The sequence below is a fragment of the Burkholderia sp. 9775_39 genome, assembly GCF_015712225.1.
GTDB lineage: Bacteria > Pseudomonadota > Gammaproteobacteria > Burkholderiales > Burkholderiaceae > Burkholderia > Burkholderia cenocepacia.
Genome location: NZ_JACCQC010000001.1, coordinates 239581 through 260474, shown reverse-complemented (window position 1 = coordinate 260474; position 20894 = coordinate 239581). Strand labels below are relative to the sequence as shown.

Genomic DNA, 20894 nt, shown 5'->3' with positions numbered 1-20894 from the left:
TGACCGGCAGCCCGTCTCCAGCCCGCACGCTCGCGTCGCGGAGCACGCGCCGCCCGAACGACCCGATACCAACCCGGCATCGCGCAGCCGATGCCTCTTCAGGAGATCTCCGTCATGACACTCCCTGTTTGCCGGCCCAATGCCCGGCCGAACCGGCGCCCGCGCGCACTCGGCCTGCTCGCCGCGCTGCTCGCCACCGCCGCGGCGCTCACCGCGTGCGGCGGCGACGATGCGAGTACCGGCGGCGGCGCGGCGTCCACCGCACCGCCCGCCACCAGCGTGTTCCAGGTCGGCACGACGACCGTCGACCCGAACCTGCCGGCCGAACCGGTGCTGCCCGCCGATACGCAGGTATGCAGCACGCTCGAAGCCGCCAATACGCTCGTGAGCCGCCCCGACGGCTCGCTGCCGCCGGAGGCCGACCCGTCGACGGCCGGCGTCGGCAAGGCCGTGCCGGCCGCGACGGCCAACCCCGACCAGGCGCGCATCCAGGCCGCGCTCGACGCGTGCGGCGCGGCGGTCGACGCCGAGGTCGGCGCGGCGATCGCGGCGGCGGACGCCGCAGCCACCGCCGCGCAAAAGGCGGCCGCCGCGCCGAACGTGAACCTCGCCGGCGCGTCCGGCGAGGAGCTCGCGAAGCCGAAGTACCGCGCGGGCAAGTTCGCGGTGCGGCTCGTCGTCAATCACGCGGGGCCCGGTAACGGCTTCATCAGCGGGCCGCTGACGCTGCCGTCCGGCGTCACGCTGTGGATCGACAAGGGCGTCACGCTGTATGCATCGCGCGACGTGAAAGCGTATTCGCCGAACGCCGCCGGGCCGTACTGCGGCAACACGGCCGTCAGCGCGACGAAAGCCGGCAGCTCGTCGAACTGCGCCGCGCTGATCACCGGCACCAACCTCGTCAACGCGGCGGTGGTCGGCGACGGCCGGATCGACGGGCGCGGCTACGCGGAGCTCGTGACGTCCGATGCGAAATACCCGCTGATGAAGGTCGACCTGACCTGCTCGAACACCTACGCGGCGTACAAGAGCGGCACCGTGGCGCCCGACGGCACCGCATGCGACGACGGCGGCACGGTCGTCGATTCGAAATCGACCGTGCGCAACATGACGTGGTGGGATCTCGCGTATCTCGGCAACATGGTGCAGAACGGCACGACCGGCTTCGGCTCGCAGTCGAATTTCCGGCTGATGGTGTTCAACTACGCGAAGAACCTCACGCTGTACCGCATCACGCTGAACAACAGCCCGAATTTCCACGTGGTGCCGAGCGGCGTCGACGGGCTGACGATCTGGAACGTGAAGGTGCAGACGCCGACGCTCGCCGCGTTCGCGAACCCGGCCGGCAACGGCAACCCGCTGTACAACGGGCAGACGTTCAACGCGGACAACGTGAAGAACACCGACGCGTTCGACCCGGGCTCCGCGTCGAAGCCGACGTCGGTGGCGCTGTCGACCGGCAGCACGACGACGTCCGCCGCCGCGATCTCGTTCGACGGCTACCTGAAGAACTTCGTGTTCGCGTACAACTACGTGAGCACCGGCGACGACGACATCGCGCTCAAGGGCAGCAACAATCCGGCGCCCGCCGGCTCGGGGCTGTTCGGCATCGACGGCAATCGCGACGTGCGCGCCGATCGCAAATGGGGCGTCGTGATCGCGCACAACCACATCTACTGGGGGCACGGCATCTCGATCGGCAGCGAGACCAACGGCGGCGTGACCAACGTTCAGGTGTACGACAATGCGTTCCGCGATTCGGAAGAAGGACTGCGCATCAAGTCCGACTATGCGCGCGGCGGCGAAGTGAGCAACATCCACTACGCGAATATCTGCATCCGCGATGCGAAGAACGCGCTGCTGTTCACGCCGTACTACAGTACCAAGGCCGTGCCCGCGAGCGGCCCGCTGTATCCGAACTTCCACGACATCTCGCTCGCGAACGTCGTGATCGAGGGCGCGGCCGGCGTGAAGCTGCAGGGCTTCGAAGCGAATACCGGCGGCTACGGCGAGCCGGCGTTCCCGCTCGTGATGTCGCTGACCGACGTGGTGGCCGATACGCCCGACGGCATCGCGACGATCGCGTCCGACGCGAACCTCACGCTGCGCAACGTGAACCTGCCGGTGTTCCCGTCGACCGCGAACCGGGTGGTCGTCAACGGCAGTGCGGTCCACGCGATCGATCCGGCCAGCGTGCTCGACTGCAGCAAGGCGTTCGTCGACTTCCCGGGCATCGACCAGTCGAACCCGTTCGGGTCGACGTGGGCGCCGGCGCTGTAACGCACGGTCCTGCCGTCGCCGTCGCGCGCGCCGCCTCGCGGGCACGCGCGATGCTCGCCGTGACATCACGCAACACGAAAGGAGCCTGTGATGTCGACCACGAAGCCATCAGCGACCCCCGACCCGGCTGCCTCGCCGAACGCCGGCGACGAAGGCCCGGCCGACGCGCCGGGCATCGGCGAGGACACGTGCCGCGTCTGCCGCGGCACCGGCCGGGTGGAGGGCCAGCCATGCACCGTCTGCGGCGGGACCGGCAAGATACTGCAGGGAATCGGCGGCGGATAGGTCAAAACGCCGCCGCGCGCGCGTGCATCGATCGTTCAGGTCTGCATGACGAGCGACGTCAGTTGCGCGGCGCGCGCGACGTCCGTCTTCGTGTAGATCGACTTGATCTGCGCGCGGACCGTGCCGATCGACACGCCGCGCAGCGCCGCGCATTCCTGCGGCGAATGCCCGTCGCAGCACAGCAGCACGGCGAGATCGGCTTCGGCCGACGACAGCCCGTAGAACACCCGCAAGCGCTGCGCGCGCGCCGCCGGCGAACGCAGGTCGGCGGCCGTCATCAGCGCCGCGACGCCGGGCCGTTCGCGCGCGAGGCGCGACTGTTCCGGAACGGGAATCAGCGCGAGCGGCAGCGGTTCGCCGGTGGTACGCCGCAGCAACAGCCCGCCGCGCGCGAACGCGTGCCGCCATTGCGCATCGTCGACGCAGCCTTCCGGCGCGAACCGGCCGTTCACGATCCGCAGCACCGGTTCAGCGGCGATCAGCTGCTGGGCGGCGCGATTCATATAGCGCAGCTCGCGCTGCGCGCCGAGCAGGAATACCGGCACCGGCACCGCATCGAGCGCCGACTCCGCGGCGGCCACGCGCGCTTCGAGCTCGCCGATGCGTGCGTGGATGCGCAGCGCGCGGCTGATGTGGGCGCCCATGATTTCGATGGTGCGGCGCTGCGCGTCGGACAGCCCTTGCGCTTCCGGGCCGCCCTGTACGCTCAGGAACGCGCCGGCGCCTTCGCCGCGATGAATGTACAGGCCCGAGATGCTGCCGAGCCCGAACGGCTGCAGGAATTCCCGGTAGAACACGCCATGTGTGCGCTCGCGCACCGACAGGTGCTTGACGTCCTCGAACCAGCGCCCCGCCGGCCAGTCGGCGGCAACCGGCACGACCGGGTCGTACAGGTAGAACTCGGTGTTGTAGCTGTGGTGGCACGCGGCGACCCACGACGGATCGTCGCCGGCCGCCTGTTCGATCGCCGGCAGCCTCGCCGCATCATCGAACGACAGCAATGTGGCCATGCGTGCGCCGACCGACAAGCGCAGCCCGTCCAGCACCGCTTCCCATCGTTGATCGCCCAGTGCCGCGGCGTAGATGTCATCGATCCATGCCGATGGAATCAACCCGTTCATCTGCATCTGGCCACCCCGCGCCGTGCGTTTTCGTCGAACGTCGTTCGGGCATCTTACTCAATCGGCCTCATTGTTCAAATTGCCGATGCGGGTTTGATCGAAATACCACGTTTGTTACCGTTTCTCGTCTGACGTAATGGTCGTTTTTGACACGGCGGCCGTGGAATCGGCGTTGACGCAGACGGCGGATGGCGGCCTGCGCGGGTGGCGCGGTTGGCGCGGTTGGCGCGGTTGGCGCGGTTGGCGCGGTTGGCGCGGTTGGCGCGGTTGGCGCGGTTGGCGCGGTTGGCGCGGTTGGCGCGGAACGAAAGGTTGTCGCAAGTGGCGGCGTTCGAGGCTGATCGTGATGCGATGGCACGCGGTTCGGCGCCTGCTCCCGACGATGCACTTACTTCATCGTCGCGAATCGCGCTTCCATCTCGTCGATCTTCGCGAGCACCGCTTCGCTCAGCTTTCTGACGTGACGCGGCACGTCGGGCGTCGACAGCAGTTCCTCGATGCGCCCGCGCCAGTAACTCGGATGCCTGACGCGTCCCGCGCCCGACATCGACACGTCGTCGACGTCCGTCTCGCTGTCCAGCAGCGCCACCATGCGCTGGATATGCGAGAGCTCTCGTTCCACATAGTCTCGTGCGAGCATATTGATTGAAATTCCCCGAAATACGACATCAGGCCTTCCGTCATCAACGCGCCGTCGTTCGCGGCGCCAACGACGCACCGCCTACGTTGCACGTCAGCGTACGCGACGACTGTGACGATCGACCGTGCGGACGTTCACGGCGATCGACACGGAACGACAGGCCTGCTCGATTGTTCTGGATATCCGGTCCCCGGTGCCTTGTTGATCATCGTAGGCGTACCGCGCGGCGCCAGCATCCCCAAAAGTGGGGATGCCGGTTGATATCGGTCAGGTCGCGGCTTCCGGAAATGACGGGGATGAAGACAGGAGCGGGACGCTACCGCACGACGAATCGCGCGCTTTCACATCTGACGAATCGACCGCCGGGAGCGACGTGCCTTTTCGTCGCACGCGATGCCGCGCACGTCACACGTCAGTCCCGCGGCTCCAGCCTTTCCCGCCCGTCCGGGCGCCCGGATTCACCACCATGTCCGTGATGTTCCAGCGCGCGGCATCGTTCCAGTCGTCATCCATTCGATAGGAAGGCCGAGCATTGGCGCGAAACAGCGCGACGCGGAATTTCCTGCCGTCGCTCGCGAGCGCGTCGAGCAGTGACGGTCCGATGCGCATGACGCCGTCGATCCGATCGCGTGAATGGCGCTCGCATGAGCCTGCGTACGTCGCGACGCTGTCGCGCCCTGCATGTCGATTGGCGCGCTTTGCGAGTGAAGTGGCGCGCAAAAGGCGGCATCATGGCGCATCATCTCTGCAACGGAATCCCGTCCATGAATATCGATACCGACCTGCCCGTCATGGTGACGGGCGCAACCGGCTACGTCGCGGGCTGGCTCGTGCAGCGGCTGCTCGAGGCCGGCCTGACGGTCCATGCGGCCGTGCGCGACCCCGACAGCCCCGACAAGCTCGAGCATCTGCAGCGCATCGCGGCCGGCAAGCCCGGCACGATCCGCTATTTCCGCGCCGACCTGCTCGAACCCGGGTCATATGCCGACGCGATGGCCGGTTGCGGGACCGTGTTCCATACCGCGTCGCCGTTCACCGTCACGGTCACCGATCCGCAGAAGGAGCTGGTCGATCCGGCGCTGCTCGGCACGCGCAACGTGCTCGAGACGGCCAACCGCACGCCGTCGGTGCGGCGCGTCGTGCTGACCAGCAGTTGCGCCGCGATCTACGGCGACAACGCCGATCTCGCCGCAACACCCGGTGGTGTGTTCACCGAAGCGATCTGGAACACCAGTTCGTCGCTGACCCATCAGCCCTATTCGTATTCGAAGACGGTTGCCGAGCGCGAAGCGTGGAAGATCGCCCGCCAGCAGCAACGCTGGGATCTCGTGACCATCAATCCGTCGCTCGTGATCGGGCCCGGCATCAACCCGTATGCGACATCGGAAAGCTTCGAGATCGTGCGGCAGATGGGCAACGGCACGATGAAGGCCGGCGTGCCGGATCTCGGCCTGGGCGCGGTGGATGTCCGCGACGTGGCCGACGCGCATCTGCGTGCGGCGTTCCTGCCGAACGCCAACGGCCGCTACATCGTGTCGGCGCACGACACGAGCCTGCCGGCGATGGCCGCCACGCTGCTGGAACGGTATGGCGCCGACTACCCGATTCCGCGGCGCATCCTGCCCAAATGGCTGGTGTGGCTGATCGGCCCGCTCGCGAACAAAAGCGTGACGCGCCGCGTGGTCGCCCGCAACATCGGGCTGCCCTGGCGCGCCGACAACAGCCGCAGCCGCAACGAACTGGGGATCCGCTATCGCCCGCTCGCCGAGTCGATGAACGATTTCTTTCAGCAACTCGTCGAAACCGGGCAATTGCGGCGATGAACCGCTTCGCGATTTCGCCGGGCTGGCAGGTCGTGATGGTTGACCTCGGCCTGCGCGCCGACGAACTGCTGCGGCACGCGCAATTGCCTGCCGATCTGTTCACGCGGCCGGAGAACGGGCTGACGACCCGCGAGTACTTCCGCATGTGGCGTGCGATGGAGGACATGGCGAACATGCCGGCCGTCGCACTGCGCATCCTCGATCTGCTCTCGGTCGAAGCCTTCGATCCGCCGCTGTTCGCCGCGTTGTGCAGCCCCAACCTGGAGATCGCGATCCGGCGGATCGGCCAGTTCAAGCCGCTGATCGGCCCGATCCGGTTGCGTGTGTCGCACGAGGCCGACGCGCTCACCCTCGCCGTCGACTTCCTGGAACGCGAGGTGCCGCCGCCCGGCATGCTGGTCGCGGCCGAACTCGGCTTCTTCGTGAAACTGGCACGGCTCGCGACCCGCACCGAGTTGCCGGCGCGCGCCGTCACGCTGCCGCGCGACGTTCGCCCGCATCCCGGCTATGCGCGCTTTTTCGGCGTGACGCCACAGTACGGCGATGCGCCTTCCGTCAGCGTGGCGCTGCAGGATGCGCGGCGTCCGTTCGTGACCGCGAACCATGCGATGTGGCAGATTTTCGAGCCCGACCTGCGCCGCCGCCTCGACGCGTTGTCGGCCGAAGCCGGCATCGTCGAGCGCGTGCGCGCGGCGCTGCTCGAATTGATTCCGGGCGGGCTCGCCACCACGGACGGCGTCGCCCGAACGCTCGCGATCAGCAAGCGGACGCTGCAGCGGCGGCTCGGCGACGAAGGCGCGAACTTCAAAACGCTGCTCGCGGAAGTTCGCGAGAAGCTCGCGTGGCATTACCTCGATCGCTCGGATCTGCCCTACAGTCAGATCGCTTTCCTGCTCGGCTACCAGGATCCGAATTCGTTCTTCCGCGCATTCAGTGAATGGACCGGAATGACGCCCGAAGCCGCCCGTTCGCGCACGGCGCGCTGATCGACGCCAGGCGGCGCGTTCCGTCGCCCAGCCACGGCGAATCAACCAGCGGCACCGCCGCGGTTCAGCCCGAAAATGAAATCCGCTTCGACCGATGCACCCTTCGGCAATTGCAGCACGCCGACCGACGAACGCGTATGGACGCCGGCGTCGCCGAGCACCGCGTACAACACGTCGGACGCGCCGTCGGCCACTTCGCTTTGCATCGTGAAGCCGGGCGCGCTGCGCACGTACACGGTCATGCGCGGCACCGTCGCGATCGCATCGAGCGTGCCGCAATGCTTGCGGATCAGCGACAGCGCGCGCAGCGCCGAGATGCCGGCCGCGCGGCGGCCATCGTCCAGCGAAACGGATTCGCCCACGACGCCGACGAAATGCACCACTTCCCCGATACGCGGCACCTGGCCGGCAATGTAGGCCGTGCTTCCGTCGACCAGCACGGGCGTGTACTTTCCGCCGATCCTGATCGTTTCGTCCGGATCGAATCCGAATTCGGCTGCAACCTGTTTCAGCGTGTCATCCCTGTTCATCAGTGAATTCCCCAATCCCTCTGAAAAAAGATAAAGAATAATTGAGTCTCCGCAGCGTGTCTCGCCGGAGAAGATCGGACGCAAACGATTCAAGTCAAACCACTTCTCAGGTGTTCGAAGCAGTCGTGCATTGCCATATCGGCAATGGAATTCGTAGTCGGCGCAATTTTCTTTATCATTTCCGGTTGAAACCGCTATCATGTATGGACACAACCTGAAGAGTGATATATGGCAACTTACAAGGAACTGAAAGCTCAAATGGACGCTTTGGCCGAGAAAGCCGAAGCAGCGCGCGTCGCTGAATTCCAGGCGATCGTCGACGACATCCGCACCAAAGTCGCGGAATACGGCATTACCGAAAAAGACATTTTCGGTACGCGCCGCGGTCGGCCGGCCAAACAAGCGGGCGCTCCCGTGCAGGCAAAGTATCGCGATCCGAAGACCGGCGCGACCTGGTCGGGCCGCGGTCGCGCGCCCGCATGGATCAAGGATGCGAAGAATCGCAATCGATTCCTGATCCAGGAATAAGATTGCCGGCATGATCCGGCGCGCGATTCAACGCGCTGTCCGGCGATTTGGGCATTGAGTCGGGCATCGATACCGGCGGGTTTCCAAGGCCGTTCCGGTTGACGAGGTTTTGCCCGATCGGCGTGTCGCGCACGGGTCAATCGACCGATCGTGCCGCACGCCAATCCTTTCTTCAGCGTTCGTAATAGATCGCAAGCCAGACGGTTTGCATTTCGTCATGCGTCCACGCGACACGATGACGGCAATGCGGCTCGATCAGCACGTAATCTCCCGCGCGCATATCGAGCCGCGTTGCATCCGCTTCGAATTCGAGCACGGCCGCGCCGGACAGCAGCACGACCCATTCGGCGCGCGAGTCGTCATACCAAAACCCGTCCGGGCTCGCATGCCCCATCGATACGATTCGCTCGACGTTCACGTGCGGGCCCGTGACCAGCATGTCGATTCGCTCGTCGCCGCCGCGCCGCCCTTCGGCGCTGAATAAATTACCGGTTTGAAGTAGCATCGCCACGCCTCGTCGTGGATGGTCGGGTAAAGATGCGGGTTTAAAGGCGACGGGAAATGTTCGCTGCTGCCCGACATCGCCCGGGGTTGCACGCGCGTCGTTAAATGTTTTGTAAAAAAGATGAAGAATGAGTGCAACTTTATCCACACTCATTCACGGGTTCGATAAAGCACATCGCAACGATCTTTTAGCGACGCGCACGCCATCATGCGCCATTTCGGCAAAGCCGGTCGAAATCTGCCACGCCCGTGCGTCTGGCCGGCTATCCGGTATTGCCCTTGCAACACTCAGGTTTGCACGCAATGGTGACGATGTCGATCTTTGCGCCAACTCTGTTCGTCGCCTGCAATGTCGATCGCGACGGCTTGTTCCCGGGAAAACCCCGCGTCGCGTGCAATTGAATTCGGCAAAGACCAGTCTGCCATCTGCGTCGATCAATGCCGACGAGCGTAGCGCGGAACCACTGCACTGCCCATTCCGGATACAGAGACAGTCGTCGCTTCCTGCCCAAGGCGACCTTGAAGCCGCTCGACGAACTTGCCACAATCCAAAAAATCCGCGAGTGCTATATCGTCGACTGAACTTTCCTTGCGCTCGGGCAGCGCGATCCGGGACGACCCGGACATCGAAGCATTCGTTCAGTTCAACGTCGGGTTGGTTCATCTCATGCACGTAGCCGATTTTCGAACTGCCGGCCCTCACGAGATTCCCGTCTCGCTGATTCCGACGATCAATCGCCATCTCGTGCGGGCGGCACGAGTCCTGGTTCAACGCGACGACCGGTCCGTGCCGGTCCGTTGACAGCGGCGAGGCATGCCACGCCTGCCATCGCCTGAATCACCCCGGCGCTTCGGGCACACGCTTCGCCGCCTGTTTGAAGGCCCGCTTGGCAACCGCCGTCAAACCCGTCCCCTCAACCAGCCCAGCAACGCCGCCTGCGCACTCCCGTCCGCCACCGGCGCCGGCGTCAACAGGTAGTAATCGGATCCATCCTCGACGAACCCCATCGGCGCAACCAGCACACCGCTTTCGATGTCGTCGCGCACCAGATGCCACGGCCCGATCGCCACCCCAAGCCCCGCGACGGCCGCCTGCAGACTGAAGTAGAAGTGATCGAACCGCTGCCCGCGCCCGTTCGCGGCCGGCTGCTTCGCCGCCGCCGCCCACGCGTGCCATGCGTCCGGCCGGGTCCGCGTATGCAGCAGCGCAGCGTCGGGCTTCAACGCGCGGCCGCCGCGACGCGATGCAAACCACGCGCCGACCCTGTCCGGCCGGCAAACCGGCCCCACCCGTTCGGCGAACAGATGTTCCGCGTGATACCCGGCCGGCCACGCGAAATCGTTGCGACGAATCGCCATGTCGATACCGTCGTCGAACGAGAACGGCCCGCCCGCGGCGGCCAGATGGATATCGACGCCCGCATGCCGCGCCTGGAAATCCGGCCAGCGCGGAATCAGCCAGCGCATCAGGAGCGTCGGCTCGCACGACAGGACCGGACGTCGCGCACGGGCGGCCTCGGTGCGCAATGCGTGGGCGGCGTGACGCATCAGCCCCAGGCCATCATGGACGGCCTGGGCGAGCGTGCGGCCGGCATCGGTCAGGAACACGCGACGACTGCGTCGCTCGAACAGCGCCACGCCCAGGTCGTCCTCGAGCAGACGTACCGCGCGGCTGACCGCGCCATGGGTCAGGCACAGCTCGTCGGCCGCGCGGCTGAAATTCTCGTGACGCGCCGCCGCCTCGAAACAACGCAGCGCCATCAGCGACGGCAGGTTCGTCCGAATCGACTGTGATTCAGACTCACCATTCTGGTCAGAAAACATCGTTTTCCCCGATGAAGCATGATGGATACGATTGTGCCATCAACCCATTCATCGCTGGAGCAACACCATGACCGAACTGATAGTCGTAGTCACCATTACGCTGCTGGCCGTCATCAGCCCGGGGCCTGACTTCGCGATGGTCACGCGCAACAGCCTGATGCTGTCGCGTCGTTCCGGCGTGTTCACCGCATGCGGAATCGGGCTCGGCGTGACGGTCCACGTGAGCTACACGCTGCTGGGCGTCGGGCTCCTGATCCGACAATCGCTGTGGCTCTTCAACGCCGTCAAGCTGATCGGCGCGATGTACCTGATCTACCTCGGCGCAAAGATGCTCATGACGAAAGCCGGCGACGCGCAAGCCGACACCCGCGTGGCGCCGCTGTCCGATCTCGCCGCGCTGCGCACGGGCTTTCTGACCAACGCGCTGAATCCCAAAACCACGGTGTTCATCGTCAGCCTGTTCATGCAGGCCGTGCGCCCCGACACGCCGCTGATCGTGCAGATCGGTTACGGCGCATTCATCGCGGCCGCACATGCCGGCTGGTTCAGCCTCGTGGCGATCTGTTTCTCCGCCACGGCCGTCCGCGATCGCCTGCTGTCGCTGCGGCACTGGATCGATCGCACGTTCGGATGCCTGCTGGTGAGCTTCGGCGTCGCGCTCGCCATCGCACGCGGCGGGCGCTGACCCTCGGCCCGCGCGGATGCAGCGCGCGGCGACATCAGAACGTGCGCGCAATCGCCCGCGCTTCGTCGATCGCGCGGCTGCGGTCGACCTTCCCGTCCGGGAACAACGTGCGCTCGACGATGATCCCGGTGACGTCCGTCACGCCCACGAACCTGAGCCACGTTTCCATGTAAGGGCGCTGCAGATCGAACTCGGCAGCCGGCGTCAACGACCCCGGCGACTGATAGGCCAGCCCGCGCGCGTAGACCACCGCCGCCTTTTTGCCGATCAGCTTGCCGGCAAAACCCGCTGCATCGAACGTGAACAACACATCCTTCTGCGAGATCACGTCGATCAGGTGCTTGAGTTTGTACGGAATGCTGAAATTCCACAGCGGCACGCCGAACAGGAACTTGTCCGCTGCGTGGAACGGCGCCGCGAGCCGCTCGATCTGCCGCCACGCTGCCGCCTGCTCCGGCGTCAATGCCGTGCCGCTCAATCCCGCATATTTCGCGGCCAGCGCGGCGGCATCGAACTCGGGCATCGGCAGATCCCAGATATCGAGCTTCCGAATCTCGTGATCGGGATGCACTTGCCGGTATGTGTCGAGAAACGCGTCGCATACCTCGATGGACGCCGAATATGCCTTGTTGGGTGAGCCTTCGATATAGAGCACGCGTGTCATGACGCCGGTCCTTGCCAGAAGTGACGACGGCGCGCGGGATGCGCGCTCGCCCACTGCACTTCGCAGCCTAGCGGGTCGGCCTATAATCCGGAAACGATATTAATTGATCGAATTGACCCGGATTGGTGATGAATGAACCCTCCTCTCGACACCGCGCTGCTTCATACGTTCGTTGCAGTCGCCGACGTGCGCAGCTTCACCGGCGCCGGGCGCCGGCTGAACCTCAGCCAGTCCGCGGTCAGCGCGCAGATCGTGCGCCTCGAGCAACAGGTCGGCCAGACACTGCTCGTGCGCAATACGCGCAGCGTGACGCTCACCCCACACGGCGAAACGCTGCTCGGCTACGCGCGTGCGATGCTCAACCTGAGCGCGGAAGCGCGCGCCAGGCTGGGAACGGGTAACGCGGTCGACGTCAAGCTGCGGATCGGCGTGTCGGAGGATTTCGCAGGCGGCTGGCTGCCGGACCTGATGCGCCGCCATGGCGCCGCGCGACGCGGCCTGCGGCTGGAGCTCGTCGTCGATATCGGCGACAGCCTGTTTCGACGGCATGCCGACGGCGAATTCGATCTCGTGATCGGCAGCCGGTGCTCGCACTCGGGCCATGGCGCGACGCTGTGGCAAGAGCCGCTCGTCTGGGCGTTCGCGCGGCATGAGCCGCTGCCGGAAGGCGACGTGCCGCTCGCGTGCTTCCCCGATCCATGCCCGTATCGCGGCGCCGCCATCAAGGCGCTCGCGCTGGCCGGCATGCGTTACCGGATCGCGTGCGAAAGCCCGAGCGTGACCGGCATCCGGACCTTCGCACGGGCCGGCATCGCGATCGCACCGGTGCCGCGCAGCGCGATCGACGACACGCTTCGCGAACTCGGCTTGCCCGAAGGCTTGCCGGCGCTGCCGGAGATGGAATTCGTGATGATGCACGACGCGCGGATGCCGGCGGCCGTCGAATTCGCCGCAATGATCCTGGACGAAACGGCCGCCCGCACCGGAGCAAGCACGCGCAACCGGGCGTAGCGGGCAGCGCCCGCGGGCGTCCCGCCGGCGCCGGCCCCTGCATGGCGTCCCGCCCGGCTCGAATAGCGGATGGCGACTGCCTTCAAATCACCTCGAAACGCAAGCCGGCATGGCGAACCAGGCGCTCGATATAGCGCTCGTCGAACATCGTCGCGGGCGTCCAGAAACCGCCGCCGCGGCCGGTCTTCACGCCGTCGCGGCGGCAATCGAGCGCGAGGCCGAGCGCGGCCTGACCGAGCATCTTGCCGGTGGAGCCGTAGCCGGGATCGCGATCGCCGGTGACTTTCACGCGCAAGATTCGCCCGTCGTCGGTGCGGCCGAAGAAGCGCAAATCGTAGCGGCCGGCCCGTTGAGCGTCGACGCTCGGCCCCTCGCCGGGTTTCGGCAGCAGGAAGCGCGCCATCAGGCCGCGCACCGGCCCGATGAGGACGCCCACCATGAATGCGCCGAGGCCCGCCACCATCGTCAGCGCGGTCACGCGTCCTTTCAGGCCCGTGCCCGTCATCACGGCCTCGTCATAGGTGAAGCGGCTGCCGTACGCATTGCCCGCCAGCGCATTGGAGCGGTGCACGACGCGCTCGTTGATCGCGGCCATCACGAACGGTGCGATCCACGCGCCGCAGTCGCGATCGAATTCGGCGGATCGCACCGCGTGCTGCCGCACCGTGAAACCATGCCGTTGCGGGCACAACGAATAAGGATCGAGCAGTTCGCGGCGCAATGCCGGATCCGCCGCCGCCTCGCGCACGACGTTGATCACGCTGGCCACGGTGCCGCCCGACGCACCGCCCTTCAGCGTTTTGACGCGCATCTTCACATGAGCGGCCGGCTCGCCCCATTGCTGCCGCGCCTGTTGCTGCAGGAAGAACACGCCCATGTCGGAAGGCACCGAATCGAAGCCGCAGCAATGCACGATGCGCGCGCCCGATTGCCGGGCCGCGGCTTCGTACCGGTCGATCATCCGCCTGATCCACTGCGTCTCGCCGGTGAGATCGCAATAGTCGGTGCCGGTTTGCGCGCAGACCCTGACCAGCGGCTCGCCGTACAGCGCGTAGGGGCCGACGGTGGACACGACCACCCGCGTTTGCGCGCACAGTGCCTGAAGCTGCGCTTCGTCGGCCGCGTCGGCGACGATGATCGGCACCGACTGCCCGGCCGCGCCGAGCGTATCCCGGACCTGCCTGAGCTTCGCGTCGGAGCGGCCCGCGATCGCCCAGCGCAACGTATCGCCGGCGCCCGCGTCCGACAGGTAGTCGGACAGATAGCGGGTCAGGATTTGCCCGACGAAACTGGTGGCGCCAAATACGACGAGATCGTAGGTCGGTTGAGGCATGGACGACTCCTTCCGTGCGCGCACGTCGCACGCATCCGTATCGTTAGCGTGGCTTTCCGGATTCGTCGAACGCCCTCAAAGGCGTCGGCAGATTCAGGACCAGTTGCGCATCCTTGACCACGTCGAGACGCATGATTGTGGATGCGCCGAGCCCGTCGAGCAACTGGCTCAGCGGCCCGCCGTGCCGCACCAGCTCGACGTTGCGCGGCAACAAGCGCTGCGCGAACGGCAGCATGTTGGTCTGCACCGACGACTGATGCCATTCGCCGTCGATGCGATTGACCATCGTCGTCGTACCCATGTGCGATTGCGACGGGACGTGGGTCAGCGTCGGCAGCGGCACGCTCAGGCTCAGATCCGGCCGCCCGCCCGGGCCGGCGATACGCGCGCGCGGTGGCATCGATGTTCACGTCGATCTCGGCGAGCCACTTCGGCAACTGATAGCCGTGTACGCCACGTACCCGCGCAATGTCCGTCGTGACCGGCAGCGCCAGCACGTGCGCGAAGAAACTCCGGCGCCGCATCGAGTCGATCAGTTCCAGCGCGTGCGAACCTGTCGCGCCGGGCCGGCGAATGACCACCGCGACCGATACTTCGTCATACGGATCGTTGTCGCAGACCGAATACGAAAAGAACGTCAGCGCGACGAGCCCGTATCCGGGCAGCGCCCGCAGCGGTTCGAGCGGGATCGGCAGCATGGTCCGCAAGCGGTCGAGCGGTGCAAGGAACAGCAGTTGAATGCTGCTGGAACGGTAGTAGAAGTTCGGCGCCCAGGTCGGGCCCACGCGTGATGCCACCTGACGCTTCGGAATTCGCCGGAAAAAATCGATGTTCCCCGCCGCGGGATCGCGCGCCACCGCGTCCAGGTCCGGATTCATCCGGAACCGGTCGTAGTACCCGCCCTCGGGCACGTCGACCGTGTGCGGCCCGAATTCGACCTGTGTAAAACGTCTGTCCATGTTCGTCGCCTCTCGTCGATGCTCGACCGTGGCAGGCGAAATCCTCGGCCTGCCGATTCACTGCCGTCAGCATGGACTCTAAGCTTCAAGTCAGCTTCAAGGTCAAGGCGATGAGTAGAGGAAGATGTCGGACTGCGGTGGCGCGACGGCTCGTCCCGTACACGGCCGGCATTCGGTCACCGTCGGCGGAACCCGCTTGGCTTATAGTGCGGAGTGCCCATTCAACGAGGAGAATGCCAATGAAACTGCAGGCCAGCGGTCCATTCGAAGTGAAGCTGAATCCGGAATCCCTGAGTCGCGTCGCCGAATCCAGCGGGCTCGGCCGCATGTCGCTGGACAAGCATTTTCACGGCGATCTGGAAGCCGTCAGCCAAGGCGAAATGCTTGCGTTTCGCAGCAGCGTTCAGGGTTCGGCCGGGTACGTGGCGATGGAAACCGTCACAGGCGTGCTCGGCGGACGCAAGGGCAGTTTTGTCCTGCAGCACAGCTCCACCATGACGCGCGGGCAGCCGGCGCAGTCGATCACGGTCGTGCCCGATTCCGGCACGGACGAGTTGCTCGGGCTGTCCGGTTCGATGCACATCGACATCGACAACGGCCGGCATGCGTACCGCTTCGACTACGCGTTGCCGGACGCACCGCAATAAGCGCGCCCGTCACGCGAGCGCCGCTTCGCGCAGACGGAACTGCGCGACCGCCGCACTCAGCCGCGCGCCCTGTTCGTCGAGCGACAGCGCCGCGGCCGCCGCCTCCTCGACCAGTGCGGCATTGCGCTGCATCGTCTGCTCCATCTGGATCACCGCGGCGTTCACCTGTTCGATGCCCGACGACTGCTCGTCGAATGCCTGGCTGGTTTCGCCCATGATCGTGTTGACGCGCTCGACCGCCGCAACCAGCTCGGCCATCGCCGAGCCGGCCAGGGCGACGAGGCCGCTGCCATCTTCGACGCGTCGCGCGGAATGGCCGATCAGATCGCGGATTTCCTTCGCCGCCGCCGCACAACGTTGCGCGAGCCCGCGCACCTCGCTCGCGACGACCGCGAAACCGCGGCCTTGCTCACCCGCGCGCGCGGCTTCGACGGCGGCGTTCAGCGCGAGGATGTTGGTCTGGAACGCGATGCTCTCGATCACGCCGACGATGCCGGAGATGCGTGTCGAGCTGTGCGAAATTTCCGACATCGTCTCGACGACGCGCTGCATCGCTTCGCCGCCGCGCGATGCAATGCCGGCCGCGCCCTCGACGTAGGTGCGCGCATCGCGCGCGTTGTCCGCGTTCTGGCGCACGGCCGCCGTCAGTTGCTCGACGCTCGCGGCCGCCTGCTGCAGCGACACGGCCTGCTGCTCGGTGCGCGCGGACAGGTCGACGTTGCCGCTCGCGATCGTGCGCACGTCGCCGACGATCGTCTCGGTGCTCGCGCGCACCTGGCTGACGGTCTCGACGAGGCCGTCCTGCATCCGCTTCAGCGCATTCAGCAGATACGCCATCTCGTTCTCGCCCGGCACGACGACGGTGCCGGTCAGGTCGCCCTTCGAGATCTTTTCGAACTGGTCGACCGCGAGATTGATCGGCCCGATGATCGCCTTCGCGAGCACGCGCTGCGCAACGAAGCCGACGACGAGCGCCAGCACCGCGACCGCCCCCATCCCCCATACGATCCGGTGGAAATTCGCACCGGCCGCATCGTAGCGCGCCTTCTGACGCGTGACCTGGAACGATTCGAGCGCGTCGATCGCCTCCTGGTAGGCGGCGAACAATGCCGGCGGCGCGGTGCGCTGGGTGTCGAGGAAGTTGAACGCGTCGTCGCCGTCGAGCTGCGACAGTGCCTTCAGGAACACGCGATCGAGCAGCGCGCGCCGGCGATTCTGCAGCGTGTCGAACAGCGCCTGCTCGCCGGCGTCGCGCGGATGCAGGCGCGTGTACGCGTCCAGCTCGTCGTCGCTCTGCTTGAGCAGCGTGTGGAGTTGCGCGACTTCCGCCTTCGCGGGCTGGCCGGCGCTGATGATCTGCGCGACGTCGCTCATGCGTTCGCGCAGCACCAGCATTCGCTCGGAGCTGGTCTTCAGATGCAGCAGCGACGCGGTATCGTCGCGGTACATCGCCTCGAGCGAACCGTTGCCCATATAAAGCGCCGCGATGCCTGCGCCGACCACCAGCACGAGCAGCACAGTGTAGCCGGCGATGGTCGCGACGAGTCCACCACGGATAGTGAGTTGTTTTCGCATGACGTTCCCTTGAGCCGGCCGGGCACGGCCAGCGGCGAATGTGAATTCCGGAACACGAACGACGCGCGCCGTGACGCAAGACGAGGCGCGGGGGCTGCGAACGGGTTAACGGCGCGGGGAACGGGCGGCTTTTATCCGCACGCGACGCGAATCTTGACGATTGCGACAGAGGGAAGGAGGCAGCAGCGCGGCTACCGGCAGCCGCCGAGCCTGGAACGAATCTCGTCGATCGACAGGTCGCGCTGGTGCGTGGCGATCTGCCAGACGTTTCTCCACGCAGCCTTCACCATCGGCCGCCGGTCGCGGTACGGCATGTCGGCGGGCGCTTCCAGCGGGATCGCTTGCGCCGCGAGCGCCCGTCCACAAGTCGAATCGGTGTCCTGGACATACACGTGCAAAAACGCCGGCATCGGACCGCGCAGGCCGTCTGCGCCGCCGATCACCACGACGGCGGCCGATCCGGATCTCGGCAGGCAAACCGGTACGGAATTCGCCTTCCGCGTCGAACACCGCGCGGATGAAGACGATCAGGTTGCGCGGATCCGCAACGACGATCCGCGGCGTGACGGTATGCCGTCCATCGGGCTGGAATGGGGCCATGACGTGCGACCGCCGACGAGGGTCCAGGCTGGATTGTCCTCCTCGAGCGGCAGCCTGCAACACGGGCACCGGGTATCGACCACGCACGTCCGCGTGCATCGCCTCATGCGTCGGTCTCGTAAAACAGCCCGTATTCGCCGTGCGTTCGCCTGATGCGCGCGAAGCCGGGTTCGCCCAGATGCATGCCGGCGATCAGCAGCCCTTCCGAGCTGACCCGATCCAGCAGCCGCGAACGCGTCGTCGCCGCTTGCGACGCATCCTGATCGAATGCGATTGCGACGTCCGGCCGTTCGATCTGGATGTGCGGAAAATGCACGATATCGCCCCACACGAGCAGGCCCCGATCGCCGGATTCGAGCAGGTAGCCGGTGTGTCCGTCGGTATGTCCCGGTAGGGATATCGCAGCAATCCCCGGAAGCACCTCGCCTTCGTCGACGGTCCGGAGCGCGTCGCCGTAAGCATCGAATGCGTGACGCGCGATCCGGAAATTGCCACGGGCGCGCTCGCTTGCGCGGCTCAGGTTGCCGTCGTCGCGCCAGAATTCGACTTCGCGCCGATGCGCGACGAGTTCCGCATTCGGAAACGCAACCTGTCCGGCGGCATTGAGCAGCCCGCCGACATGGTCGGGATGGGCGTGGGTGAGCAGGACGGTGTCGATCGCGGCAGCGTCGATGCCGGCCAGCCGCAAATTGTCCATCAGGCGGCCGCCCCATTGCCTGATGCCGCCGGCCCCGGCGTCGACGAGAATCGTGCGGCCCGCACCGCGCACCACGTAGCAGTTGATATGCACGGCGGACGGCTCGTGCTGCCCGGCCGCGCGCTGCATCGCGGTAGCGTCGGACACGTCGATATTCGACAGGAAATCGAGGCTGGCCGTGAGGTAGCCGTCGCTGATCGCGGTGATCGTGAAATCCCCGACACGCCGGCCGGGAAACGTAACGTTGGACATCCTGCTTCTCCGCAGCGGCTAGTTTCGGGCGTGAAGGTTCGGCGCGGCATGACCAAAACAACGGATGCGCGCCGTCAGGCCCGTGCGGCGAACGATCGCGCGATCCAGCGCTTCCATGAACGCGCTCATGACCGCGAGCGGGCGACACGACGCCTCGCGATACTGGATTTCCGCGTAAACCGGATGCCCGCATCCGTGCCGGACCGCCACGTAAATGACGTGGGCGTTCCGGACTTCTGCCTGGAGAACCGCCGTACAGAGTTCGACGCAGTCGGCGGACAGTTCGGCGAGGCGCGCATCGGGCGGCATGCGGTCCGCATCGATATGGAACGTCACGTTAGGCATCGCGGGCCTGCTTCGTCAGTTGCGGCGTCATCGGCGCATACAGGTCGAGGCCGGCCGGCAGGTTCCCGGCAAGCGCGGCGTCGCGGCGCGGCAGGACCGCGAGCCAGCGACGCGCCGGGCACTGCGCCAGCGCCACGGCTTGCATGGCCAGCGGCTTCAGGCCCAGCCCGATCAGCGGATCGGGCCCGCCGGCACTCAGCGCGAGCAATTCGCCGGCATCGACCGCCGGCGCCCGACCGATATCGCCGTAGAGATTGCGGTGCCAGTCGGTGATGTGTTGCTGCCAGCGCGCGAAATTGCCGCCGCCCTTCTGCCGATATTCGTCTCCGGTCAGCACGTCGAGGCCGTCGATCGTGTGAACGGCCAGGTAGACGGGGCAGCCGTCGCTTACCGCCCTGAAACGCTGCGACGTGTGGAAGCCGGTCACCGAGATGAGGGCCGGCAGCTTGTCGGCGCTGTAGAAGTCATTCCATTCGGCTTCGCTGGCAGGGTCGGCGAAGCTGCATTCCACGGTGTAGATCATCGGATTGTCCTTCGTGACGGATGTGCATCCTGGGCTTCGAATGCGGGATATTCAGTGCAGTGACGTAATGCTAATCTGCTGTTTTCCGCGCAGATATCGACTTAAAATCAGCCTTCAGTGATATTTGATCAAGCAGGCCGTCGAGCGCACTCACCAACTCGATCCCGATGCGACGCAAGATTCCGAGCAATTCCGCGCTCCTGGCCTTCGAGGCGGCGGCCCGACACGGCAGTTTCGCCCGCGCCGCCGACGAACTGGCCCGCACCGAGGGCGCCGTCAGTCGCCAGATCGGCCGGCTGGAGGCATTTCTGGGCGTGACGCTGTTCGAGCGCGTCGGCAACCGCGTGCGGCTGGCGCCCAACGGCACGCGATACGCGGTGCAGGTGCGCGAGATTCTGGATCGGCTGGAACGGGACAGCCTGTATCTGATGGGCCAGCCCGTGGAAGGCGCGAGTCTCGATATCGCCGCGATTCCGACCTTCGCGACCCGCTGGCTGATCCCCCGGCTGAAGCGCTTTCAGGATCGGCATCCGACCATCACCGTGCACATCGCTGAACGGATGGAGCCGTTCCTCCTGGCCGGCAGCGGATTCGACGCAGCCATTCATTTCGCGCATCCGGCGTGGGCCGGCATGCATCTGCATCCGCTGCTGGAAGAGGTGCTGGTGCCCGTCTGCAGCCCGTCGCTCCTCGAAGACGCTGGCGCGAACCCGTCGCTGGATGCGCTCCCGCGCCTTCACCGGCGGCAGAATCCGGATGCGTGGCAGATCTATGCGCAGGAGGCCGGCATCGTGCTGACCAATTCGGCGGTCGGCCCGCGATACGATCTCCATTCGATGCTGATCGAGGCCGCGCTGGCCGGCCTCGGTGTCGCACTGGTGCCGCGCCTTTACATCGGGGCCGAGCTTGAGCAAGGGCGTCTGGTCGCGCCCTGGCCGGACGGCAAAGCGGTGACAAAAAACTTCTGCCTCGTGCTGCCCGAGCCGATCGAATTGAGCGCGGCGCCGGTACAGGCGTTTGCGGAATGGGTGCTTGGCGAGGCGCGGGATTCGGTACGTTGATGCCGTGCCCGAAGTTCATCA

The 20894-nt window shown here is 66.0% G+C and carries 22 protein-coding genes and 1 pseudogene; 9 read left to right on the top strand and 14 right to left on the bottom strand.

Annotated features, from left to right (window positions below; genetic code table 11):
• Positions 1 to 114 precede the first annotated feature (114 nt).
• Positions 115 to 2280, top strand: coding sequence for a glycoside hydrolase family 28 protein (locus H0X90_RS01130; RefSeq protein ID WP_077190607.1), 2166 nt, complete (start codon positions 115 to 117; stop codon positions 2278 to 2280).
• A gap of 90 nt (positions 2281 to 2370) precedes the next feature.
• Positions 2371 to 2565, top strand: coding sequence for a hypothetical protein (locus tag H0X90_RS01125; protein WP_006483370.1), 195 nt, complete (start codon positions 2371 to 2373; stop codon positions 2563 to 2565).
• A 35-nt stretch (positions 2566 to 2600) separates the two neighbouring features.
• Here H0X90_RS01125 and H0X90_RS01120 read toward each other — a convergent pair whose 3' ends face one another.
• The 3 genes from H0X90_RS01120 to H0X90_RS01110 form a co-directional block, all read right to left on the bottom strand.
• Positions 2601 to 3686, bottom strand: coding sequence for a helix-turn-helix transcriptional regulator (locus H0X90_RS01120; protein WP_226244988.1), 1086 nt, complete (start codon positions 3684 to 3686; stop codon positions 2601 to 2603).
• 388 nt (positions 3687 to 4074) lie between these two features.
• Positions 4075 to 4326 carry a hypothetical protein gene (locus H0X90_RS01115; RefSeq protein ID WP_006483379.1) on the bottom strand — a complete coding sequence of 84 codons (252 nt, stop codon included), beginning with the start codon at positions 4324 to 4326 and terminating at the stop codon, positions 4075 to 4077.
• Positions 4327 to 4731: 405 nt separating this feature from the next.
• On the bottom strand, positions 4732 to 4935 hold the full coding sequence (locus H0X90_RS01110; protein WP_077190603.1) for a hypothetical protein: 204 nt from the start codon (positions 4933 to 4935) through the stop codon (positions 4732 to 4734).
• A gap of 155 nt (positions 4936 to 5090) precedes the next feature.
• Here H0X90_RS01110 and H0X90_RS01105 point away from each other — a divergent pair, with 155 nt between their 5' ends.
• Positions 5091 to 6149 (top strand): NAD-dependent epimerase/dehydratase family protein, encoded by a 1059-nt coding sequence (locus H0X90_RS01105; protein ID WP_171984172.1) that lies wholly within the window; start codon positions 5091 to 5093, stop codon positions 6147 to 6149.
• Positions 6146 to 7135: an AraC family transcriptional regulator gene (locus tag H0X90_RS01100; RefSeq protein ID WP_058903851.1), complete on the top strand. Its 990-nt coding sequence runs from the start codon at positions 6146 to 6148 to the stop codon at positions 7133 to 7135. Before H0X90_RS01105 ends, H0X90_RS01100 begins: the two co-directional genes overlap by 4 nt.
• Positions 7136 to 7176: 41 nt before the next feature.
• Here the strand turns inward: H0X90_RS01100 and H0X90_RS01095 are convergent, their stop codons facing one another.
• Positions 7177 to 7665 (bottom strand): RidA family protein, encoded by a 489-nt coding sequence (locus tag H0X90_RS01095; protein ID WP_006483369.1) that lies wholly within the window; start codon positions 7663 to 7665, stop codon positions 7177 to 7179.
• Positions 7666 to 7893: 228 nt separating this feature from the next.
• Between H0X90_RS01095 and H0X90_RS01090 the strand changes: the two genes are divergently transcribed.
• Entirely contained in the window at positions 7894 to 8193 is a 300-nt protein-coding gene (locus H0X90_RS01090) for an H-NS family nucleoid-associated regulatory protein (protein WP_006483375.1), read from the top strand.
• 172 nt (positions 8194 to 8365) lie between these two features.
• Here the strand turns inward: H0X90_RS01090 and H0X90_RS01085 are convergent, their stop codons facing one another.
• Together H0X90_RS01085 and H0X90_RS01080 are read right to left on the bottom strand one after the other, a co-directional pair.
• Positions 8366 to 8698: a cupin domain-containing protein gene (locus H0X90_RS01085; RefSeq protein ID WP_006483368.1), complete on the bottom strand. Its 333-nt coding sequence runs from the start codon at positions 8696 to 8698 to the stop codon at positions 8366 to 8368.
• A gap of 899 nt (positions 8699 to 9597) precedes the next feature.
• Positions 9598 to 10521, bottom strand: a complete 924-nt coding sequence (locus H0X90_RS01080) for a LysR family transcriptional regulator (RefSeq protein WP_069352167.1) — start codon at positions 10519 to 10521, stop codon at positions 9598 to 9600.
• Positions 10522 to 10588: 67 nt separating this feature from the next.
• Between H0X90_RS01080 and H0X90_RS01075 the strand changes: the two genes are divergently transcribed.
• The gene (locus H0X90_RS01075; RefSeq protein WP_034203945.1) at positions 10589 to 11206 is read left to right on the top strand and encodes a LysE family translocator; all 618 of its coding nucleotides are present in this window, start codon (positions 10589 to 10591) and stop codon (positions 11204 to 11206) included.
• Between the two features lie 34 nt (positions 11207 to 11240).
• Here the strand turns inward: H0X90_RS01075 and H0X90_RS01070 are convergent, their stop codons facing one another.
• Positions 11241 to 11870: an FMN-dependent NADH-azoreductase gene (locus H0X90_RS01070; RefSeq protein WP_077190599.1), complete on the bottom strand. Its 630-nt coding sequence runs from the start codon at positions 11868 to 11870 to the stop codon at positions 11241 to 11243.
• Positions 11871 to 12002: 132 nt separating this feature from the next.
• On the opposite strand from H0X90_RS01070, the gene H0X90_RS01065 reads away from it, so the two are divergent.
• Entirely contained in the window at positions 12003 to 12881 is an 879-nt protein-coding gene (locus H0X90_RS01065; RefSeq protein WP_062885954.1) for a LysR substrate-binding domain-containing protein, read from the top strand.
• A gap of 82 nt (positions 12882 to 12963) precedes the next feature.
• Here the strand turns inward: H0X90_RS01065 and H0X90_RS01060 are convergent, their stop codons facing one another.
• Together H0X90_RS01060 and H0X90_RS01055 are read right to left on the bottom strand one after the other, a co-directional pair.
• Positions 12964 to 14214: a trans-acting enoyl reductase family protein gene (locus H0X90_RS01060; protein WP_034203942.1), complete on the bottom strand. Its 1251-nt coding sequence runs from the start codon at positions 14212 to 14214 to the stop codon at positions 12964 to 12966.
• A gap of 43 nt (positions 14215 to 14257) precedes the next feature.
• Positions 14258 to 15173, bottom strand: a pseudogene (locus H0X90_RS01055) (acetoacetate decarboxylase).
• A gap of 239 nt (positions 15174 to 15412) precedes the next feature.
• Between H0X90_RS01055 and H0X90_RS01050 the strand changes: the two are divergent.
• Positions 15413 to 15820, top strand: coding sequence for a DUF3224 domain-containing protein (locus H0X90_RS01050; RefSeq protein ID WP_034203941.1), 408 nt, complete (start codon positions 15413 to 15415; stop codon positions 15818 to 15820).
• 9 nt (positions 15821 to 15829) lie between these two features.
• On the opposite strand, the gene H0X90_RS01045 is transcribed toward H0X90_RS01050, so the two are convergent.
• The 5 genes from H0X90_RS01045 to H0X90_RS01025 all read right to left on the bottom strand — a co-directional run bounded on the left by H0X90_RS01045 (position 15830) and on the right by H0X90_RS01025 (position 19812).
• Positions 15830 to 17395, bottom strand: a complete 1566-nt coding sequence (locus H0X90_RS01045) for a methyl-accepting chemotaxis protein (protein ID WP_034203940.1) — start codon at positions 17393 to 17395, stop codon at positions 15830 to 15832.
• A gap of 191 nt (positions 17396 to 17586) precedes the next feature.
• The gene (locus H0X90_RS01040; protein WP_227739754.1) at positions 17587 to 17841 is read right to left on the bottom strand and encodes a glyoxalase; all 255 of its coding nucleotides are present in this window, start codon (positions 17839 to 17841) and stop codon (positions 17587 to 17589) included.
• Positions 17842 to 18098: 257 nt separating this feature from the next.
• Entirely contained in the window at positions 18099 to 18944 is an 846-nt protein-coding gene (locus H0X90_RS01035; RefSeq protein ID WP_048988567.1) for an MBL fold metallo-hydrolase, read from the bottom strand.
• Positions 18945 to 18962: 18 nt separating this feature from the next.
• A complete protein-coding gene (locus H0X90_RS01030) occupies positions 18963 to 19289 on the bottom strand; it encodes a hypothetical protein (RefSeq protein ID WP_077190597.1) in 327 nt (108 codons plus the stop codon).
• Positions 19282 to 19812, bottom strand: coding sequence for a hypothetical protein (locus H0X90_RS01025; protein WP_006497978.1), 531 nt, complete (start codon positions 19810 to 19812; stop codon positions 19282 to 19284). Before H0X90_RS01025 ends, H0X90_RS01030 begins: the two co-directional genes overlap by 8 nt.
• A 167-nt stretch (positions 19813 to 19979) precedes the next feature.
• Between H0X90_RS01025 and H0X90_RS01020 the strand changes: the two genes are divergently transcribed.
• Positions 19980 to 20873 (top strand): LysR substrate-binding domain-containing protein, encoded by an 894-nt coding sequence (locus tag H0X90_RS01020; RefSeq protein ID WP_006491561.1) that lies wholly within the window; start codon positions 19980 to 19982, stop codon positions 20871 to 20873.
• The last annotated feature ends 21 nt before the right edge of the window (positions 20874 to 20894 follow it).

Coding starts and splice junctions, on each gene's coding strand:
- H0X90_RS01085 (WP_006483368.1), bottom strand. CDS start 8,698: ATGCTACTTCAAACCGGTAATTTATTCAGCGCCGAAGGGCGGCGCGGC.
- H0X90_RS01100 (WP_058903851.1), top strand. CDS start 6,146: ATGAACCGCTTCGCGATTTCGCCGGGCTGGCAGGTCGTGATGGTTGAC.
- H0X90_RS01030 (WP_077190597.1), bottom strand. CDS start 19,289: ATGCCTAACGTGACGTTCCATATCGATGCGGACCGCATGCCGCCCGAT.
- H0X90_RS01090 (WP_006483375.1), top strand. CDS start 7,894: ATGGCAACTTACAAGGAACTGAAAGCTCAAATGGACGCTTTGGCCGAG.
- H0X90_RS01050 (WP_034203941.1), top strand. CDS start 15,413: ATGAAACTGCAGGCCAGCGGTCCATTCGAAGTGAAGCTGAATCCGGAA.
- H0X90_RS01080 (WP_069352167.1), bottom strand. CDS start 10,521: ATGTTTTCTGACCAGAATGGTGAGTCTGAATCACAGTCGATTCGGACG.
- H0X90_RS01060 (WP_034203942.1), bottom strand. CDS start 14,214: ATGCCTCAACCGACCTACGATCTCGTCGTATTTGGCGCCACCAGTTTC.
- H0X90_RS01065 (WP_062885954.1), top strand. CDS start 12,003: ATGAACCCTCCTCTCGACACCGCGCTGCTTCATACGTTCGTTGCAGTC.
- H0X90_RS01110 (WP_077190603.1), bottom strand. CDS start 4,935: ATGCGCATCGGACCGTCACTGCTCGACGCGCTCGCGAGCGACGGCAGG.
- H0X90_RS01020 (WP_006491561.1), top strand. CDS start 19,980: ATGCGACGCAAGATTCCGAGCAATTCCGCGCTCCTGGCCTTCGAGGCG.
- H0X90_RS01095 (WP_006483369.1), bottom strand. CDS start 7,665: ATGAACAGGGATGACACGCTGAAACAGGTTGCAGCCGAATTCGGATTC.
- H0X90_RS01070 (WP_077190599.1), bottom strand. CDS start 11,870: ATGACACGCGTGCTCTATATCGAAGGCTCACCCAACAAGGCATATTCG.
- H0X90_RS01115 (WP_006483379.1), bottom strand. CDS start 4,326: ATGCTCGCACGAGACTATGTGGAACGAGAGCTCTCGCATATCCAGCGC.
- H0X90_RS01130 (WP_077190607.1), top strand. CDS start 115: ATGACACTCCCTGTTTGCCGGCCCAATGCCCGGCCGAACCGGCGCCCG.
- H0X90_RS01125 (WP_006483370.1), top strand. CDS start 2,371: ATGTCGACCACGAAGCCATCAGCGACCCCCGACCCGGCTGCCTCGCCG.
- H0X90_RS01105 (WP_171984172.1), top strand. CDS start 5,091: ATGAATATCGATACCGACCTGCCCGTCATGGTGACGGGCGCAACCGGC.
- H0X90_RS01075 (WP_034203945.1), top strand. CDS start 10,589: ATGACCGAACTGATAGTCGTAGTCACCATTACGCTGCTGGCCGTCATC.
- H0X90_RS01035 (WP_048988567.1), bottom strand. CDS start 18,944: ATGTCCAACGTTACGTTTCCCGGCCGGCGTGTCGGGGATTTCACGATC.
- H0X90_RS01045 (WP_034203940.1), bottom strand. CDS start 17,395: ATGCGAAAACAACTCACTATCCGTGGTGGACTCGTCGCGACCATCGCC.
- H0X90_RS01025 (WP_006497978.1), bottom strand. CDS start 19,812: ATGATCTACACCGTGGAATGCAGCTTCGCCGACCCTGCCAGCGAAGCC.
- H0X90_RS01120 (WP_226244988.1), bottom strand. CDS start 3,686: ATGAACGGGTTGATTCCATCGGCATGGATCGATGACATCTACGCCGCG.